Annotated in this window: 16 protein-coding genes; 14 read left to right on the forward strand and 2 right to left on the reverse strand. The window is 71.9% G+C overall.

Annotated features, from left to right (window positions below):
• Window positions 1-104: 104 nt before the first annotated feature.
• The 4 genes from ACYVNR_RS02455 (at window position 105) to ACYVNR_RS02470 (ending at window position 5,461) form a co-directional block, all read left to right on the forward strand.
• A complete protein-coding gene (locus tag ACYVNR_RS02455) occupies window positions 105-2,357 on the forward strand; it encodes a peptidase M6 (RefSeq protein ID WP_461046323.1) in 2,253 nt (750 codons plus the stop codon).
• 130 nt (window positions 2,358-2,487) lie between these two features.
• Window positions 2,488-3,240, forward strand: a complete 753-nt coding sequence (priA, locus tag ACYVNR_RS02460) for a bifunctional 1-(5-phosphoribosyl)-5-((5-phosphoribosylamino)methylideneamino)imidazole-4-carboxamide isomerase/phosphoribosylanthranilate isomerase PriA (RefSeq protein WP_461046325.1) — start codon at window positions 2,488-2,490, stop codon at window positions 3,238-3,240.
• Window positions 3,237-4,037 carry an SseB family protein gene (locus tag ACYVNR_RS02465; protein WP_461046327.1) on the forward strand — a complete coding sequence of 267 codons (801 nt, stop codon included), beginning with the start codon at window positions 3,237-3,239 and terminating at the stop codon, window positions 4,035-4,037. Before priA ends, ACYVNR_RS02465 begins: the two co-directional genes overlap by 4 nt.
• Window positions 4,038-4,063: 26 nt before the next feature.
• A complete protein-coding gene (locus tag ACYVNR_RS02470) occupies window positions 4,064-5,461 on the forward strand; it encodes a DUF445 domain-containing protein (protein ID WP_461046329.1) in 1,398 nt (465 codons plus the stop codon).
• A gap of 13 nt (window positions 5,462-5,474) precedes the next feature.
• On the opposite strand, the gene ACYVNR_RS02475 is transcribed toward ACYVNR_RS02470, so the two are convergent.
• A complete protein-coding gene (locus ACYVNR_RS02475; protein WP_045193106.1) occupies window positions 5,475-5,939 on the reverse strand; it encodes a MarR family winged helix-turn-helix transcriptional regulator in 465 nt (154 codons plus the stop codon).
• A 65-nt stretch (window positions 5,940-6,004) separates the two neighbouring features.
• On the opposite strand from ACYVNR_RS02475, the gene ACYVNR_RS02480 reads away from it, so the two are divergent.
• Both ACYVNR_RS02480 and ACYVNR_RS02485 read left to right on the forward strand, forming a co-directional pair.
• Window positions 6,005-6,433 (forward strand): organic hydroperoxide resistance protein, encoded by a 429-nt coding sequence (locus ACYVNR_RS02480; protein ID WP_045193107.1) that lies wholly within the window; start codon window positions 6,005-6,007, stop codon window positions 6,431-6,433.
• Between the two features lie 46 nt (window positions 6,434-6,479).
• Window positions 6,480-7,481 (forward strand): NADP-dependent oxidoreductase, encoded by a 1,002-nt coding sequence (locus tag ACYVNR_RS02485; RefSeq protein WP_461046330.1) that lies wholly within the window; start codon window positions 6,480-6,482, stop codon window positions 7,479-7,481.
• A gap of 109 nt (window positions 7,482-7,590) precedes the next feature.
• Here the strand turns inward: ACYVNR_RS02485 and ACYVNR_RS02490 are convergent, their stop codons facing one another.
• Window positions 7,591-9,657, reverse strand: a complete 2,067-nt coding sequence (locus tag ACYVNR_RS02490) for an elongation factor G-like protein EF-G2 (protein ID WP_461046332.1) — start codon at window positions 9,655-9,657, stop codon at window positions 7,591-7,593.
• 168 nt (window positions 9,658-9,825) lie between these two features.
• On the opposite strand from ACYVNR_RS02490, the gene ACYVNR_RS02495 reads away from it, so the two are divergent.
• The 8 genes from ACYVNR_RS02495 to pheT all read left to right on the forward strand — a co-directional run bounded on the left by ACYVNR_RS02495 (window position 9,826) and on the right by pheT (window position 18,693).
• Complete coding sequence (locus ACYVNR_RS02495) at window positions 9,826-11,169, forward strand: MFS transporter (RefSeq protein ID WP_461046334.1); 1,344 nt, start codon at window positions 9,826-9,828, stop codon at window positions 11,167-11,169.
• 328 nt (window positions 11,170-11,497) lie between these two features.
• The gene (infC, locus tag ACYVNR_RS02500) at window positions 11,498-12,106 is read left to right on the forward strand and encodes a translation initiation factor IF-3 (protein WP_458801068.1); all 609 of its coding nucleotides are present in this window, start codon (window positions 11,498-11,500) and stop codon (window positions 12,104-12,106) included.
• Window positions 12,107-12,211: 105 nt separating this feature from the next.
• Complete coding sequence (gene rpmI, locus ACYVNR_RS02505) at window positions 12,212-12,406, forward strand: 50S ribosomal protein L35 (protein ID WP_020144695.1); 195 nt, start codon at window positions 12,212-12,214, stop codon at window positions 12,404-12,406.
• A gap of 96 nt (window positions 12,407-12,502) precedes the next feature.
• The gene (gene rplT, locus ACYVNR_RS02510) at window positions 12,503-12,895 is read left to right on the forward strand and encodes a 50S ribosomal protein L20 (protein ID WP_045193113.1); all 393 of its coding nucleotides are present in this window, start codon (window positions 12,503-12,505) and stop codon (window positions 12,893-12,895) included.
• Between the two features lie 55 nt (window positions 12,896-12,950).
• On the forward strand, window positions 12,951-13,754 hold the full coding sequence (locus tag ACYVNR_RS02515) for a TrmH family RNA methyltransferase (RefSeq protein WP_045193114.1): 804 nt from the start codon (window positions 12,951-12,953) through the stop codon (window positions 13,752-13,754).
• 36 nt (window positions 13,755-13,790) lie between these two features.
• A complete protein-coding gene (locus tag ACYVNR_RS02520) occupies window positions 13,791-14,918 on the forward strand; it encodes a sensor histidine kinase (RefSeq protein ID WP_461046337.1) in 1,128 nt (375 codons plus the stop codon).
• Between the two features lie 105 nt (window positions 14,919-15,023).
• Window positions 15,024-16,133, forward strand: a complete 1,110-nt coding sequence (gene pheS, locus ACYVNR_RS02525; protein ID WP_461046339.1) for a phenylalanine--tRNA ligase subunit alpha — start codon at window positions 15,024-15,026, stop codon at window positions 16,131-16,133.
• A 1-nt stretch (window position 16,134) separates the two neighbouring features.
• Window positions 16,135-18,693, forward strand: a complete 2,559-nt coding sequence (gene pheT, locus ACYVNR_RS02530; RefSeq protein WP_461046341.1) for a phenylalanine--tRNA ligase subunit beta — start codon at window positions 16,135-16,137, stop codon at window positions 18,691-18,693.

Below are 18,693 nucleotides of genomic sequence, written 5' to 3' on the forward strand. Positions count from 1 at the left end.
GGGGCCTCCCCGACCATTGACCCCGGGTCCGGCACGGGTGTCTGATGGCTGGCATTCGTGGGTCCGACGGAGTGCCCGCGAGCCAGGGACGATAGGGGAGTCAGATGCGCGGACGACGCTTCACCTTGATCGGCACCGCAGTGCTGGCCGCGGTTGCCATGGCGGCACCGGCCGGGGCAGCCACGGCGCCTGCGGTCGCACCGGCGGCCTCGCCGCCCGCGGCCACCAGCGCGCCGCCCGGAGCATCCGATCCACGGTCCGACGTCAAGGAGCTGAAGCGCAAGGACTTCCGGCTCGACGGCAAGCCGGTGAACGTCCCCGACCAGTTCTCCGCGAAGCGCTCGGCGCGGCTCGCGCCCCGCGCCCTGGCCGCCACCCCCGAGGTCGGGACCGTGCGCCAGTGGCTCGGGCTCGACGACTTCAACGGCCTGCTCTACCGCAAGGACTACACGCTGCGCGCCGTCGGCGCCAAGATCGAGGTCTGGGTCGCCAACGACACCTCGTTCCCTGCCGGTGACTGCCGCACGGCGGCCGACCCGCAGTCGACGGTCGTCACCGACGCCCAGGTCAACGACCTCGTCAGGGAGTTCGACGCGAACATGTTCCCGAAGGAGTCCGAGGCCTTCAGCGTCGCCCCGGACCGTGACGGCAGCAACGCGCTCATCGGCCCGGACGCGAACGGCAACGGCGGCGTCTACGACGGCGCCGGCGACAAGATCGTCACTCTCGTCGACAACGTGCGCGACGACAACTACTACACGTTCCCCGCGGCCCCGACCTACATCGCCGGCTTCTTCTCGGCGCAGTTCAACGAGCTGTTCGACCGCAACGTCATGACGATCGACGCCTACGACTGGGCGCACCGCACGGGCGTCAACCCTCCCGACGCGCCGACCACCGACCTCTGCTCGACCCGGCCCGCCCGCCCACGGCTCTACGAGGGCACCTTCGCCCACGAGTACCAGCACCTGTTGCAGTACTACACCGACCCGTTCGAGTCGATCGCCGTCAACGAGGGCCTCTCCGACTTCGCCCAGACCCTCGTCGGCTACGTGGACGCGACCAAGACCGTCTTCGACCGCGGCGGCGACAGCCACCTCTACTGCTTCCAGGGTTTCGGCACCGTGACGACTCCGTTCAACACCAACCCGCGTGACTGCGGGGGACCGGAGAACTCGTTCAACCTCTGGGGCGAGGGCGGCAACCCGAACGCCGTGCTGGCCGACTACGGGCACGCCTACTCCCTGATGCTCTTCCTCTACGACCGCTACGGCACGGCGTTCATGTCCGAGCTGCACCGCGACGGCGCCCACCAAGGACTGGCCTCGATCGAGGCAGCGCTCGCCGCTCGGGGCGCCGACCTCTACACCGTCCTGCACGACCACCAGTCGATGGTGCTGCTCGACAAGCTCGTCGACGACGCTGCCAAGGTCAAGCTCAAGGGCCTGTCGCGGCAGCGGGTGACGAGCGCGAGCCTCCGCTCGTCGGTCAACCTCGCCAACCCCACGGCATACGCCACGCCGGGAGCGGCCCCGAACGGCGCGGACTACGTCCCGCTGACGGCGCGCGGTCGCGCCCTCAAGGGTGAGGACCTCCGGTCGGTCACCTTCCGCGGGGCGAGCGAGCTGCCCTCGCAGCCGCTGCTCTGGACGGTCGTCGGCAACGACCCCGACCGCCCGGGCAACCCGGTCCTCTGGTCGGGCAACGCGAGCAACCTCGACTCTGCCGCCGTCGCCTCGGTGACAGTCCCCGCGGCCGACCCGACGCTGCGGTTCCTCGCCAAGTACGGCGCCGAGCAGGGCTTCGACTACGCGTACGTCGAGGTGTCGACCGACGGCGGCAAGACCTACACGCCGATCGCCGGCGACCGCACCGTCGCCGGCCCGAACGGGCCCGCCCTCAACGGGACGACCGCCGGCTTCGAGCCGCACACATACGACCTCTCGGCGTATGCCGGCCAGACCGTCCTCCTGTCGCTGCACTACGTGTCGGACGGCGGCGTCAACGAGGGTGGCCTGCTCGTCGACGACGTGACGGTCGGGGGGACGCTGGTGAGCGACGGCTCCAGCCTGGCACCGTTCCGGTCGCCGACCCAGATCAGCCCCACGCCCGTGGCCAACTGGCACCTGAAGCTCGTCGGCATCAGGACCGGCAAGGAGCTGTCGGTCACCCAGATCGAGTTCGACGGCCGCAACGCCGTGCACCTGTCACGCGGGCAGCTCTCGCGGTTGCGGTCCGCCACCTCCGTCGTCGCGATCGTCTCGTACGACGAGCCGACCGAGACCGTGCGCCAGTACGCGCCGTACGCCCTGACGGTCAACGGATCGCTCCAGCCCGGTGGTGGCACCGAGGGCTGACCGGAACGAGCCGGACCGGGCGGGCGGGGCACCTCGGGTGTCCCGCCCGCCTGACGGTCCGGTCAACGGCGTCAGGTTGCCCCACGGCATACTCGGAGGTCGACGATCGACCCGAGGAGTGCGTGACCGAATGACCACACCGACCGACCAGCCACGGCTCGAGCTGCTGCCCGCCGTCGACATCTCCGACGGGCAGGCGGTGCAGCTCGTGCAGGGCGTCGCCGGCAGCGGAGGCCGGTTCGGTGACCCGTGGGAGGCAGCGAAGGCGTGGCAGGACGCCGGCGCCGAGTGGATCCACCTGGTCGACCTCGATGCGGCGTTCGGGCGGGGGAGCAACCGCGAGCTCATCGCCTCGATCGTGGGCCGGCTCGACCTGCAGGTCGAGCTCTCCGGTGGCATCCGCGACACCGAGTCGCTCGAGGCGGCGCTCGCGACGGGTTGCCGCCGGGTCAACATCGGCACCGCAGCGCTCGAGGACCCGGAGTGGACGGCCCGCATCATCGCCGATCACGGCGACCGGGTCGCGATCGGCCTCGACGTGCGCGGCACGACCCTCGCAGCCCGCGGCTGGACCCGCGAGGGCGGCGACCTCTGGGAGACCCTCGAGCGGCTCGACCGTGAGGGCTGTGCCCGTTACGTCGTCACCGACGTCAACAAGGACGGCATGCTCCAGGGCCCCAACGTCGACCTGCTCCGCGACGTGTGTGCCCGCACCGACCGTCCTGTCGTCGCCAGCGGGGGTGTCTCCACCCTCGACGACATCGCGACCATCCGCACCCTCGTCGGTGACGGGGTCGAGGGCGCCATCGTCGGCTCGGCCCTCTACCGGGGCGCGTTCACGCTGCCGGAGGCGCTCGACGTCGCCGGTCGTCCCTCCGCATGAGCGGCGCGTCCGACGACCCGACCGCGTCCGGCCACGTCGACGCGCACGGCCGTCCTGCCGACTCGGCCGGCCAGGCCTGGGAGGGCAAGTCGATCCCGTCGCACGGGTTCTCGGGCGACGACGGTTCGGCGGACGAGGGGCTGCTCGCTGCGCTGCGAGCCGTCCAGTCGACGCCGGGCCCGGACGCCGAGCTCGTCCTCATGCGCAGCGTGGCCACCAGCCGGTGGCTCGTGCCGGTCGTAGCGGTCGCCACCGAGGTCGACGACAGCGGTGCGCACGCGATGGACACCCGCAGCGACATGGCCGCGGTGACGCTGACCGCACCCGACGGCTCGCGGGCCCTGCCGATGTTCACCTCGCTCGAGAGCCTCGCCGCGTGGGACCCCGGGGCGCGACCGGTGCCCGTGCGGGCCGCCGCGGCCGCGCAGTCCGCCATCACCGAGGAGTGCCACGTGCTGCTCGTCGACGTCGCCTCTGACCACGCCGGCGTGCTGCGGCCCAGCATGCTGTGGGCGCTGGCCCAGGAGCGCGAGTGGCGGCCCAGCCACCTCGACCCCCACGTCGCCTCCGCCGTGAGCGCGGCCGTGGCCGTCGAGGCATCCGTCGAGAACCACCGGCTCGAGGCCGGTGAGCCGTCCGGGGCGGGGGTGCTGCGCGTCGTGCTGGCGCTCCGGCCCGGGCTCGAGGCGGCCGACGTGAGCGCCGTCGCGACCCGCATCGGCGAGCGCATAGCAACTGATGGCGAGACGCGTGCGAGGATCGATGCTCTGACCTTCGCGCTCGAGACGGCGCGCTGAGCACACCACCAGTGGAGGTGCCGGACGTGGACACCACACCCCAGGCGACGCGGGAGCGCGACGCCGCAGCGCCCTCGGCCGAAGCCGGCCCGCCCCCGAGCGCCGGCGCGGGGTCTCCCGAGCCGCGTGCCGGCAGCCGGCGCCGGGGCACGGGCGCAGGCGGTCCGCTCGGGTTCATCGTCGACCCGGCGCTCGAGGCCCAGCGTCGCCGCGACCTGCGCCAGATGCGACTCGTCGCCACGGGCCTGCTCGTGCTCGCGGCGATCGTCTACGTGCTCACCCGCGGCCACGACGACGGCTTCCTCGGCTTCGTCAACGCCGGCGCCGAGGCCTCGATGGTGGGTGCCTGCGCCGACTGGTTCGCCGTGACGGCGATCTTCCGCCACCCGCTCGGCCTGCCCATCCCGCACACGGCGCTCATCCCGCGCAAGAAGGAGATGATCGGGCGCAGCCTCGAGGAGTTCGTCAGCGAGAACTTCATGCGCGAGGACATCATCCGCGAGCGGGTGCTCGACGCGGAGCCGACCCGCCGGGCTGCCGAGTGGGCGCTGGCGCCGGGCCACGCGAAGCGCCTTGTCGACGAGGTCGCCACGGTCACGGTCCACGCCCTGCACCGCATCCCCGACGAGGACGTCCGGGCGGTCATCGAGCAGGCCGTCCTGCCGCGTCTCGCCCAGGAGCCGGTCAGCTCGCTCGCAGGTGGCCTGCTCGACCAGGTCGTGCGCGACGAGGCCCACGTCGGTCTCGTCGACCTCGCGCTGGACGAGATCCGTGTGTGGCTCGTCGACAACGAGGACCTCTTCGAGTCGCTCATCACGCAGCGCGCCCCGGCCTGGGTGCCCGACGCCATCAACGACATCGTCGCCCGCAAGATCCATGTCGAGGCCCTCAAGTGGCTCGCCGACATCCGCAACGACCCGCGCCACGACGTGCGCCAGGCCCTCGACAAGCTGCTCATCGACCTTGCCGACGACCTCCAGCACGACCCCGCGACGCAGGCCAAGGCCGAGCGGCTCAAGGAGCGGGTCCTCTCGCACCCGCAGGTGGCCGACACCGCGATGTCGCTCTGGGGCTCACTCCGGTCGGTCGTCGTGGCCGCGCTGGAGGACGAGGGCGGCCCGGTCCGGGTCCGCGCCGTCCAGGAGGTCACCGCGCTGGCCGAGCGGCTCCTCACCGACGAGGCCCTGCGCGACCGCATCGACGCCCGCATCTGCGACGCGACCATCTACGCGATCGACCGCTACGGCACCGAGCTGACCCGCATCATCAGCGACACCGTCGACCGCTGGGACGGCAAGGAGACCGCCGAGAGGGTAGAGCTGCAGGTCGGCCGCGACCTGCAGTTCATCCGGATCAACGGCACGCTCGTCGGCGGCCTCATCGGGATGCTCATCCACGCCATCGCGATCCTGCTGCCGTCCTGAGGTCGACGTCGCCTCAGTCGCCGGGCTGGTGGTCGAGGCGCTCGGTCACCGTGCGCAGGGTCTGGTGCAGGGCGAGCAACTGCTCGCGTGTGAGCCCGCTCCGAGCCGCGATGCGCTGGGGCATGTCCTGCAGCGCTGCGAGCTTGTCACGTCCGGCCGCGGTGACGCGGACGAGGACGCGCCGCTCGTCCTCCGGGTCGCGCGAGCGGCCGACGAGCCCCGCCGCCTCCATCCGCTTGAGCAGGGGGGAGAGGGTGCCCGAGTCGAGGCGCATGTGCTCGCCGAGGCTGCTGACGGTCATGGGACCGTGCTCGCCGACGCCCATGAGCGCGATGTACTGCGGGTAGGAGAGCCCGTGCTCCGCCAGGAGCTCTCGGTAGACGGCGTCGAACGCCCGCACCGTGGTGTGCATGGCGTAGCAGATCTGCTGCTCGAGGCTGAGGGTGCCGGCGGCGGTGGTCGGATTGGACGGGCTCATGCACCAAGCGTACTATCAAATTGCGCACAACTTAATGGTTCGCAATTCGTCACTCGAGGAGACCCATGACCACCGCCACCCAGACCGCCCAGTACGTCGCCTCCGCCACCGCCTCCGGTCGCGAGGGACGCGCCGTCACCTCCGACGGTCGACTCGACGTCACCCTCGCGGCACCCCGCGAGCTCGGCGGCAGCGGCGAGGGCACCAACCCCGAGCAGCTCTTCGCCGCCGGGTATGCCGCGTGCTTCGCGAGCGCCCTCGGTCTCGTCGCGCGCAAGCGTCGGGTCGAGGACTTCGACGTCGCGGTCACGGCCGACGTCAGCCTCAGCGGCTCGTCGAGCACGGGCTTCGGCCTCGGCGTCGTCCTGCACGTCGAGCTGCCCGAGGGTGTCGACGCCCAGCTCGGCCGCGAGCTCGTCGACGTCGCGCACCAGGTGTGCCCCTACTCCAACGCGACTCGCGGCAACATCCCCGTCGAGATCATCATCGACTGAGCCCGGCCACCCGTACCTCAGAAACACTGCTGCACAAGGAGATCCGATGACCAACCCCCGCGAGGTCCAGCTCGTCAGCCGCCCCGTCGGCTGGCCCACCCACGACGACTTCGCCCTCGTCGAGAGCGCGCCGGTCGAGCTGGCCGACGGCCAGGTCCGCGTCCGCAACGAGGTCATGTCGGTCGACCCCTACATGCGCGGCCGCATGAGTGACGCCAAGTCCTACGCCGAGCCGTACGCCCTCGGTGAGGCCATGCACGGCGGCGCCGTCGGCGTCGTCACCGAGTCGAAGACCGACGGCATCGCCGTCGGCGACCACGTGCTCCACGGCCTGGGCTGGCGCGAGGAGGCCGTCGTCGACGGCACCGCCGTCCGCGTCGTCGACACGTCCGTCGCACCCGCCTCGGCGTACCTCGGCGTGCTCGGCATGACCGGCCTGACCGCATACGCCGGCCTGACCCGCATCGCGAAGATCAAGGAGGGCGACGTCGTCTTCGTCTCCGGTGCCGCGGGCGCCGTCGGCTCGGTCGTCGGCCAGGTCGCCAAGGCGCTCGGTGCCAGCCGCGTCATCGGCAGCGCGGGTTCGCAGGAGAAGGTCGACCACCTGCTCGACGACCTCGGCTTCGACGCCGCGTTCAACTACAAGGAGGGCAAGGTCTCCACGCTCCTGCGCAAGGCAGCCCCCGACGGCATCGACGTCTACTTCGACAACGTCGGCGGCGAGCACCTCGAGGCCGCCATCGGCTCCCTGCGTCTCGGCGGTCGCATCGCGATCTGCGGCGCGATCTCGGTCTACAACGACACCGAGCCGGCGCCCGGCCCGCGCAACCTCGCCCGTCTCATCCAGACCCGCGGCACGATCACCGGCTTCCTCGTCGGTGACCACTGGGACCTCGCCGGCGAGTACGCCCAGCGCGCGGCCGGCTGGATCGCCGACGGCTCGCTGACCTCCCGCGAGACGTTCGCCGACGGCATCGACCACGCGGTCGACGCGTTCCTCGGCGTCCTGCGCGGCGAGAACACCGGCAAGATGGTCGTCCGCCTCTGAGCCAGCGGCCCCCCGCGCACGCCCTACCCCCCCTTTTCAATCGAGAGAACGCTCTGTCACGTGACGGAGCGTTCTCTCGGTTGTGGGTGGGGAGGGCTCCCGGCGGCGTTCAGGCCTTGAGGAGGTCGCGCACCTTGTCGGCGGGGAGGAGGTCGTGGCGCACCGGCTCGCGCACGAACGAGCCCGTGCCGTGCGACACCGAGCGCAGGTCGATGGGGTAGCGCGACAGCTCCGACGACGGCACCTCCGCGTGCACCACGGTCCAGCCGCCCTCCGGTCCCATCGCGTCGGCCGGCTCGGTGCCGAGCACCTGGCCCCGCCGACCGCGCAGGTCCGACATCACCGCGCCGAGGTACTCGTCCGCGATGGTGATGTCGACCCGGTCGATCGGCTCGAGCAGCGCCATCGTCGACTCGTTGGCGGCCTCCTTGAGCGCGAGGGCCGCAGCGGTCTGGAAGGCGACGTCGGACGAGTCGACGGAGTGGGCCTTGCCGTCGGTGAGCGTGACCCGGACGTCGACCACGGGGTGTCCGGTGAGCAGACCCTTCTCGAGCTGGAGCCGGGCGCCCTTCTCCACCGAGGGGATGAACTGGCGCGGCACGGCGCCGCCGACCACCTTGTCGACGAACTCGAAGCCGGCCCCGCGGGGGAGCGGCTCGATCTCGATGGAGCAGACGGCGTACTGCCCGTGCCCGCCGGACTGCTTGACGTGACGTCCCTGCACGCTGCACTTGCGCACGAAGGTCTCGCGCAGCGCGGTGCGGTAGGGCTCGGCGGTCACCGTGACGCCGTAGCGGTCGGCGAGCTGCGCGATGAGGTCGTCGACGTGGGCCTGGCCCATCGTCCACAGGACGACCTGCTCGGTCTCGGCCGAGTGGTCGAGCCGCACGGTGACGTCCTCGGCGACGATGCGCTGGAGCGCCGCGGCCAGCTTGTCCTCGTCGGACTTCGTCGCCGCCCGGATCGCCACCGGCAGCTGGGGCTCGGGCAGCAGCCACGGTGCGACGACTGCGGGCCGCTCCGCGGACGAGAGGGTGTCGGACGTCTCGGCGCGGGTCAGCTTCGACACGAGGGCGAGGTCGCCGGCGATGGCGGTCCCCCTGGGCCGGTGGCCGTCCATGAAGGGCGCCGCGAGGGGCCCAACCCGCTCGTCGTCGTCGTGCGCGGGGTGGCCGGCGACCTCGTGGCCGACGAAGTCGCCCAGGTGGCCCGAGACGTGCACCGTCTCGTCGACCCGCAGGGTGCCGGAGAAGACCCGCACGAGGGAGAGGCGTCCCACGTACGGGTCGGTGGTCGTGCGCACGACCTCGGCCACGAGCGGCTGGTCGGGGTCGCAGGCGACGCCGCTGATCGCGCCACCCGCAGGGCTGGTCACCGTCGGCAGCGGGTGCACGGTCGGGTCGGGGAAGGCGCGCTCGACCATGCCGAGGAGCTCCTCGACGCCGGCGCCGGTGAGCGGCGACACCGGGACGATGGGGAAGAAGGTGCCCTGCGCGATGGCGGCGCGCAGGTCCGTGAGGAGCGACTCGGTGTCGATGGCCTCGCCCTCGAGGTAGCGGTCGAGCAGGGTGGCGTCCTCGGACTCCTCGATGACCGACTCGATGAGGGCCGACCTGGCGTCCTCGTGCTCCTCCGAGGTCTCGCCCGTGAGCAGGCCGACGACACCGGTGACCTCGCCGTCGGAGACGGTGGGCCAGTGTGTGGCTCGGGCGTCGCCGAAGGTGCGACGGCACGTCTCGACGGTGGCCGCGAAGTCGGCGCGGGGCTGGTCGAGGTGCGTGACGACGACCGCCCGCGGCATGCCCACGGCCGCGCACTCGCGCCACAGCAGCGACACGGGGCGGTCGATGTCGTCGGCCCCCGAGATCACGAACACCGCGGCGTCGGCGGCCCTCAGCCCGGCGCGCAGGTCGCCGACGAAGTCGGGGTAGCCCGGGGTGTCGAGCAGGTTGAGCGTGACCGGGCCCGAGTCGAACGAGGCGGCGGTGAGGGTCGTCGTGCGCACGTGCTCCGTCGCGCCGGTGCGCTGACCGGGCACGCGGGCCGCCACGAGGGCCTCGAACAGTGCGGTCTTGCCGGCCCCGCCGGGTCCGACCAGCACGACGTTGCGGATGTCCTGCGGCGAGGCGGGGTTGGGGGCCGCAGGAAGGTCTGATCTGCCGGGCGTCTTTGCCATGACCCCACCTTTCCCCTGTCGCCCACGCGTCACAAGACCCTTGGCGTATGCCGTCGCACCGCCTTTCGCGGTGGGGCTCCCGACCCGACCCGAGCGCGAAACTCGAGCGCGAAACCCGAGTGCGAAACCCGAGTGCGTCGTGTCGGTGCGAGGTGACAGGCTGGCGCCATGGATCTCGGGGCGTACCGGCCGGTGCTGGCCAACCGCGACACGCGGGGCGCGCTGCTGCTCGGCTTCTTCATCCGTGTGCCGATGTGGGCCGGTGCCGTGATCCTCACGCTGCACGTCGTGTCGTCCCTCGGCCGCAGCTACGGCGAGGCCGGGCTCGTCACCGCGGCCTCGACGATCGCCGTCGCGGTCTCGGGTCCGTGGCGCGGGCGCCTCCTCGACCGCATCGGGCTGCGGCGCACGGTCGGCCCGTCGCTGGTCGTCCAGGTGGTCTGTTGGTCCATCGCGCCCTGGGTGGGCTACGCGCCGCTCGTCGGCTTCGCGGCGCTCGCGGGGCTCTTCGTCGTGCCGACCTTCTCGATCCTGCGGCAGGTCATCATCCGCTCGGTGCCCGCCGACCAGCGACGCACCGCGCTCTCGCTCGACTCGTCGGCGACCGAGCTCTCCTTCATGGCCGGCCCGGCCATCGGCGTCTGGCTCGCCACCAGCTACGACACGGCCTGGGCGCTGCTCGTGTGCGAGCTGACCTCGGTCGCGGCCGGCTTCGTGCTTTGGCTGGTCAACCCGCCGCTCACCTCTGCCACGACGACGCCCGCCACCGACGAGCAGGGGGAGGGCGCCCGCGCCGACGCGATCGCCACGGCCGAGACCGGGTCCGAGGCGGCGGGCCGGACGGGCCGCGCGCCGCGTGCGCTCCGCGGCTTCATCACCGTGCCGGTCGCCGCCGTCTACCTCGCTGCCGCCTGCTCCACGCTGGTGCTGAGCGGCACCGACGTCTCCATCGTCGCGGCCCTGCGCACCTACGACGCCACGCAGTCGATCGGCTGGGTGCTCGCCCTGTGGGGCGCCGGCTCCCTGGTGGGCGGCCTCGTCTACGGCGCCTGGCACCGGTCCTTCTCCGTCTTCTGGCTCCTCGGTGGTCTCGCGGCGCTGACGCTGCCCGTCGCGCTCGCCGTCGGGGTGCCCAGCTTCGCGGTGCTCGTCACGGTCTCGGGTCTGCTCTGCGCGCCGACCATCACCGCGACGGTCGAGCAGCTGAGCCGCCTCGTCCCCGAGCGCTTCCGCGGCGAGATGATGGGCTGGCACGGCTCGGCCATGACCGCCGGGTCGGCGCTCGGTGCGCCGCTGGCCGGGTTCGCCATCGACCACGGCGGCTGGCAGTGGGGCTTCGTCGTCGTCTCGCTGCTCGGCGTGCTCGTCGCAGCAGCCGGCCTGGTGGCCGCCGGGCGCTCTCGCTCCCGCGGCGCGGGCTCGGGTTCGCTGCCGTCCGCCGCCACCGGGACGACGAGCGGCTACGGCGCCGATTCGGATCGAGCCGTCCCGGCTGCTAACATGGAGCACTGACCAGCCGTCACCCGACTCCCGCTCCGGCGGAACAGGGTGACGACGTGCAAGAGAAGCTCGCTTCCACCCGCGTCGACCTCAGGGTTGCCGGGTCAAGGTCTGCTCGACAGGCGTGCCGTCCCGCGGTGCGCGTGACGAGCCGTGTGACGTGACGGCGACCGTCCGGCATACGCGATCCTTGGGCTCCTCGTGCACACACGGGGAGCCCTTTTCTCGTTGTGGTCGCAGCAGGACAGCAGAACCCGTCTGGTCACCCATTTCTCGAACTTAGGAGCACCACATCAGCGAGCCTCGCATCAACGAGCGCATCCGGGTCCCGGAAGTGCGCTTGGTTGGCCCCAACGGCGAGCAGGTCGGCATCGTCCGCGTCGAGGACGCGCTGCGTCTGGCCGAGGAGGCGAACCTCGACCTCGTCGAGGTGGCCCCCATGGCCAAGCCGCCGGTCGCCAAGCTCATGGACTTCGGCAAGTTCAAGTACGAAGCCGCCATGAAGGCACGGGAAGCGCGCAAGAACCAGGTCAACACCGTCATCAAGGAGATCAAGCTCCGACCGAAGATCGACCCGCACGACTACGGCACCAAGAAGGGCCACGTCGAGCGGTTCCTCAAGGCCGGCGACAAGGTCAAGGTGACGATCATGTTCCGCGGTCGCGAGCAGTCGCGACCCGAGCTCGGTCGCCGTCTGCTCGAGCGCCTCGCCGAGGACATCGCCGAGCTCGGCTTCGTCGAGTCGGCCCCGAAGCAGGACGGCCGCAACATGATCATGGTGATCGGCCCGACCAAGAAGAAGGCGGAGGCCAAGGCCGAGCAGCGTCGCTCCCGCGAGCAGCGCCCGGCGACGGCCGAGCAGCCCGCAGGCGAGCAGCCCGCAGGCGAGCAGCCCGCGGCCGCAGAGGCCGCCCCGCAGACCGACGAGGCCACCGCCGCCGCCGAGTGACAGGCGCGCGGTGACCCGCCGGAGGCGAGAGCCCAGTCTCGAGCACCCGGCACGACAGACCACGTACGTCCACTGACGCACGCAACACGAAGGAGATCGGCCCCCATGCCGAAGATGAAGACGCACAGCGGTGCGAAGAAGCGTTTCCGCCTCACGGGCACCGGCAAGGTCATGCGCGAGCAGGCCGGCGGTCGCCACCTGCTCGAGCACAAGTCGAGCAAGAAGATGCGTTCCATCGCGAACGACGTCGAGCTCGCCAAGCCGGACGCCAAGAAGGCCAAGAAGCTCCTCGGCAAGTGAGCCGGGACCCCCACCAATCAGCATCTCGCTGAGCAGCCGGGTCTCCGGTAAGCCAGCAGCACGAAGCACTGCACCAAGCAGAGAAGGAGTATTCACGTGGCACGCGTGAAGCGGGCGGTCAACGCCCAGAAGAAGCGTCGCGTCGTTCTCGAGCGCGCGAGCGGTTACCGCGGTCAGCGGTCGCGTCTCTACCGCAAGGCCAAGGAGCAGGTCACCCACTCGCTGGGCTACGCCTACCGTGACCGCCGCGCCAAGAAGGGTGACTTCCGTCGCCTCTGGATCCAGCGCATCAACGCCGCGGCCCGCGCCAACGGCATGACCTACAACCGGTTCATGCAGGGCCTCAAGGCCGCCGGTGTCGAGGTCGACCGCAAGATCCTCGCCGACCTGGCCGTCAACGACGCGCCGGCCTTCACCGCGCTCGTGGAGCTCTCCCGCGCCAACGTCCCGGCACAGGCCGAGGCGAAGGTCGCCGGCGACGCCGCCTGAGCGACGCCGCCTGTCCACTGACAGCCGCAGCGCACACCGAACGCCGGGACACCCCGTGCTGACCAATACCCGATCCGATCGGGTCAAGGCCGTACGGGCGCTGTCCCGGCGTTCGGTGCGTTCGCGCACCGGGGAGTTCCTCGCGGAGGGGCCGCAGGCCGTCCGTGAGGCGGTCGCCTTCCGGCCCGAGCTGGTCCGCGACGTCTACGTGACCACCGAGGCGGCCGAGCGGCATACGGCCATCGTCGACGCGGCCCGCGCCGCCGAGCTCTGGGTGCACGAGGTCAGCGCGGAGGTGCTCGCCGCCATGTGCGACACCGAGTCACCGCAGGGCATCGCGGCCGTGTGCCGGGTGCTCGACGTCCCCCTCGAGGAGGCGCTCGCCGGCCTGCCCGCCGACGCCCTCGTCTGCGTCCTGACGAACGTGCGTGACCCCGGCAACGCCGGCACCGTCATCCGCGGAGCCGACGCCGCCGGAGCCGACGCCGTCATCGTCAGCGACGCGAGCGTCGACGTCTACAACAGCAAGGTCGTGCGCTCCACCGTCGGTTCCCTCTGGCACCTGCCCGTGAGCACCGGCGCGACGGTGCCCGAGATCCTCGACGCTCTGCGTGCCCGCGGCATCCGACTGCTGGCCGCCGACGGGGCCGGCACCACCCTGCTGCACGAGGCCGACCTCACCGGCGCCCATGCCTGGGTGATGGGCAACGAGGCGTGGGGGCTGCCCCTGGAGACCCGCGACGCCTGCGACGAGGTCGTGCGCGTCCCCATCTACGGGCACGCCGAGTCCCTCAACCTCGCCATGGCGGCAACCGTCTGCCTCTACGCCTCGGCCGAGGCACGCCGCACCCGCCGCTGACCCAACGCGCGGTCCGCCGTGGCTATCCTCGGGACCATGACCTCCGCCGACGGGACCGGTTCTGGCCTGCCCGAGTCGGCGGCCAGCGTGGCACCGGTCGCGCAGATGGGCGAGATGCTCCCCGACGGCCTCGTCGTCGTCGGCGGTGACCGGCGCATCCGCTTCGTCAACACCGAGGCGCTGCGCATCCTCGAGTGCGACAAGGCCGACCTCGAGGGGCGACCGCTCGACGAGGGGCTGCCCCTCACCGACAAGTACGGCCGCGACTGGTGGGCCCACACCGACCCGTGGAACGGCCTCGCCAGCCGCCCCGGCCACCGCGAGAAGCTCCTCGTCGCACCCAAGGGCCACGACGTCCTCGTCACCGCCCGCTACATCCGCTCGGGGCCGAACGGCGCGGTCGCACGCGTCATGCTCGGCCTGCGGGACGCCGAAGCCCGCCAGCGCGCCGAACGCGACCAGGCCACCGTCCTCTCGACGGTGGCGCACGAGCTGCGGGCGCCGCTGACGTCCGTCACCGGCTTCACGAGCAGCCTGCTCCGAAGGTGGGAACGCTTCACCGACGAGCAGAAGCGCCTCATGATCGAGACGATCGAGGCGGACGCGACCCGGCTGACCAGGCTCATCACCGAGCTGCTCGACATCTCGCGACTCGACTCCGACAACCTCAACCTGCGCCGAGGCCCCGTCGACCTCCACGCGCTGTTGTCGAAGCACGTCACCCGCTACGAGCTCGGTCGCTCCACGGGCACGGTGCGCCTGCAGCTGGGCGCGGAGGCGTCGTCCGACGGACTCCCCGAGATGTGGGCCGACACCGACCGGCTGGAGCAGATCTTCTTCAACCTCATCGAGAACGGCCTGCTCCACGGCGACGGACGCGTCACGGTGACCCTCGACCGCGGGGGCGAGCTCGGCGACTCACCCGAGTCCGTGGTCGTCGAGGTCGACGACGAGGGTGACGGCATACCGCCGGCCGACCGCGAGAAGATCTTCGGCCGCTTCTGGCACGGGCCCTCCAACGCCAGCACCGGCCTCGGCCTCTACGTCGTCCGTGGACTCGTCGAGGCCCATGGGGGCACGGTGCACGTCTCCGACAACGCGGCGGGCGGCGCCCGCTTCGTCGTGCGGCTGCCCGCCGGGCTGCCCGAGGCCTTCGGGAGCTGACCGCGGGCCGGGCGGGCGGCAGGCCCGGTCGCACACGCCCCTAGACTGGCAGCCCAGAACCGACCCCATCGAGACCCCCCGAGCGAGAGCAGCGAACGCACGCCGATGTCCGGACCCAACACGAACTACGACCCGGTCGAGGTCTCCGCGCTCGACCCGGCCAACGTCGACTCAGCCGTGCAGGAGGCCCTCGCCGCGATCGCGGCCGCCACCTCGCTCGACGACCTCAAGGCCGTGCGCATCGCGCACCAGGGCGAGAAGAGTCCGCTGGCCCTCGCCAACCGCGAGATCGGCGCGCTGCCGCCGAGCGCCAAGGCAGAGGCCGGCAAGCGCGTCGGCCAGGCCCGCGGACGGGTCGGCCAGGCCCTCTCGGCGCGCCAGGCCGAGCTCGAGGCCGAGCGCGACGAGCGCATCCTCGTCGAGGAGCGCGTCGACGTCACCGTGCCCGCCCTGCGTCGCCTCACGGGTGCGCGGCACCCGATCGAGCTCGTCGCCCAACGCCTCGTCGACGCCTTCGTCGGCATGGGCTGGGAGGTCGCCGAGGGCCCCGAGCTCGAGAGCGAGTGGCTCAACTTCGACGCCCTCAACCTCGGCCCGGACCACCCCGCGCGCCAGATGCAGGACACCTTCTTCCTCGACCCGGTCGACTCCGGCCTCGTCCTGCGCACCCAGACCTCGCCGGTGCAGATCCGCACCATGCTCGAGCAGGAGCCGCCGATCTACATCGTGGCCCCGGGCAAGGTGTTCCGCACGGACGACCTCGACGCGACGCACACCCCGGTCTTCCACCAGATCGAGTGCCTCGCCATCGACAAGGGCCTCACGATGGCCCACCTGCGCGGCGCGCTCGACGCGTTCGTCCGCATCATGTTCGGCGAGGACACCCGCACCCGGGTGCGCGCCAACTACTTCCCCTTCACCGAGCCCAGCATGGAGACCGACTTCCTCTGCTTCGCCTGCCACGGCGAGGAGACCTGGGGCAGCGCCGAGCCGTGCCGCACCTGCGGCGGCTCCGGCTGGATCGAGCTGGGAGGCTCCGGCATGGTCAACCGCAAGGTGCTGCGCACGTGCGGCATCGATCCCGACGTCTACTCCGGCTTCGCGTTCGGGCTGGGCATCGAGCGAGCGCTCCAGCTGCGCCACGGGGTGCAGGGCATGCACGAGATCGTCGAGGGCGACACCCGCTTCTCGCAGCAGTTCGGGATGGGGGCCTGACATGCGTACGCCGCTCAGCTGGCTCGCCGAGTACACCGACCTCGCGCCCGGGGCGCGCGGCGCCGACGTGGCCGCAAGCCTTGTCAGCGTGGGCCTCGAGGAGGAGGACCTCCACGGGGGCGACATCACCGGCCCGCTCGTTGTGGGTCGCGTCCTCGCGCTCGAGGAGCAGGTCCAGAAGAACGGCAAGCCGATCCGCTACTGCGTCGTCGACGTCGGGCAGAACGGCCAGATGCTCACCGAGGGCAAGCACCAGGAGATCGTCTGCGGCGCCACGAACTTCGAGGTCGGCGACCTCGTCGTCGTGGTGCTGCCCGGCGCCGTGCTGCCCGGTGGATTCGAGATCGCGGCGCGCAAGACGTACGGCCGCATGTCCAACGGCATGATCTGCGCCGAGGACGAGATCGGCCTCGGACACGACCACGAGGGCATCATCGTGCTCAGCCGGCTGCTGGGCGAGGAGCGCGCCGCATCGCTGAGCCCCGGGGACGACGCCATCGCCCTGCTGGGGCTGGCCGACGAGACGGTCGAGACCAACGTCACCCCCGACCGCGGCTACTGCTTCTCGCTGCGCGGGCTCGCCCGCGAGTACTGGCACGCCCAAGGCAGCCCCGAGGGCGGCTTCCGCGACCCGGCTGCCGTGGTCGCGCCCGACGCCAACGGCGACGGCTACACCGTGGAGCTCAAGGACGACTCGCCGATCGACGGCAACGAGGGCTGCGACCGCTATGTCGCCCGCATCGTCCGTGGCATGGACCCGACGCGACAGACGCCGTCGTGGATGGCCCGGCGGCTGACGCAGGCCGGGATGCGACCCATCTCGCTGGCCGTCGACGTGACGAACTACGTCATGCTCGCCGTGGGTCAGCCGCTGCACGCCTTCGACGTCGACCGGCTGTCCGGATCGGTCGTGGTGCGCCGCGCGCGCGTCGGCGAGAAGCTCACGACCCTCGACGACGTCGAGCGTGCGCTGAACGTCGACGACCTGCTCATCACCGACGGCGGTGAGCAGCCGCTCGCCATCGCGGGTGTCATGGGTGGCGCGTCGTCCGAGGTGTCCGACACGACCACCGACGTGCTCATCGAGGCCGCGCACTTCGACCCGACCACGGTCGCGCGCTCGTCACGCCGCCACCGCCTCGTCACCGAGGCCTCCAAGCGCTTCGAGCGCGGCGTCGACCCGAAGGTGACGGCGGCGGCAGCCCAGCTCGCCGTCGACCTCCTCGTGGAGCACGGCGGCGGCACCGTCGACCCGGGCGTCACCGACGTCGACCGCACGACCGACCGGGTGGCCTACCGCCTCGACGTCACCGAGCCCTCTCGCATCGTCGGTGTCGACTACGCCCGCGAGCGGGTCGTCGGCATCCTGCGCGACCTCGGGTGCTCGGTCGACGAGCAGGGCGCCGGCACCGACGACCGGCACGTCCTCGTCACCCCGCCGTCGTGGCGCCCCGACCTCGTCGACGCGCCCGACTACGCCGAGGAGGTCGCGCGGATCGACGGGTACAACAACATCCCGTCGATCACCCCGACCCCGACCGAGGGCCGTGGGCTCACGCACGCCCAGCGGGCTCGTCGCGTCGTCGCCGACGCCCTCGCGGGCTTCGGCCTGACCGAGGTGCTCAGCTACCCGTTCGTCGCCGAAGGTCTGGCCGACCAGCTCATGCTCCCGGTCGACGACGACCGGCGTCACGCCGTGCGCCTCGCCAACCCGCTGTCCGAGGAGCGGCCGCTGCTGCGCACGTCGATCCTGGCAAGCCTCGTCGACACGCTGCGCCGCAACGTGGCCCGCGGGCAGAAGGACGTCGCGATCTACGAGCTGGGTCTCGTCTTCCGCCCGGGCGGCCCGCTGGGCATCGCGCCGATCCCGAGCGTGGCGACGCGTCCCGACGCCGACACCCTCGAGCGCCTGTATGCCGCCGTGCCGGCACAGCCGCGTCGCGCGGGCATCCTCGCGACCGGCCAGACGGAGCCCGCCGGCTGGTGGGGCCCGGGCCGTGCCGCGGACTGGAGCGACATGGTCGCCGCGGTCCAGACGGTCGCGTCCGCCCTGGCCGTGCCGGTGGTCGTCGCGAACGACCCCGGCCACGCCCCGTGGCACCCGGGCCGGTGCGCCCGCATCACGCTCCTCGACGGCACCCTCGTGGGCCACGCCGGCGAGCTGCACCCGAAGGTGGTCGCCGCGCTGGAGCTGCCGGCGCGAACGGTGGCCGCCGAGGTCGACGTCGACGTGCTCATCGCGGCCAGCGCCGAGCCGGTCCAGGCGCAGGCGTTCTCCACGTTCCCGCCCGCCCTGACCGACGTGGCGCTGCTCGTGGCGTCCGACGTGGCCGCGGCCGACGTCGAGTCGGCGCTGCGTTCCGGCGCGGGGGAGGCGCTCGAGTCGGTGTCGCTCTTCGACGTCTACGAGGGCGAGCACGTGGAGGCGGGTCGCAAGTCGCTCGCCTACCGCCTCACGTTCCGCGCGACCGACCGCACGCTGACCACCGAGGAGGTCAACGGCTTCCGTGACGCCGCCGTGGCGTCCGCGGCGTCGGCGACGGGGGCCGTCCAGCGCTGA

The organism is Terrabacter koreensis (assembly GCF_054783315.1).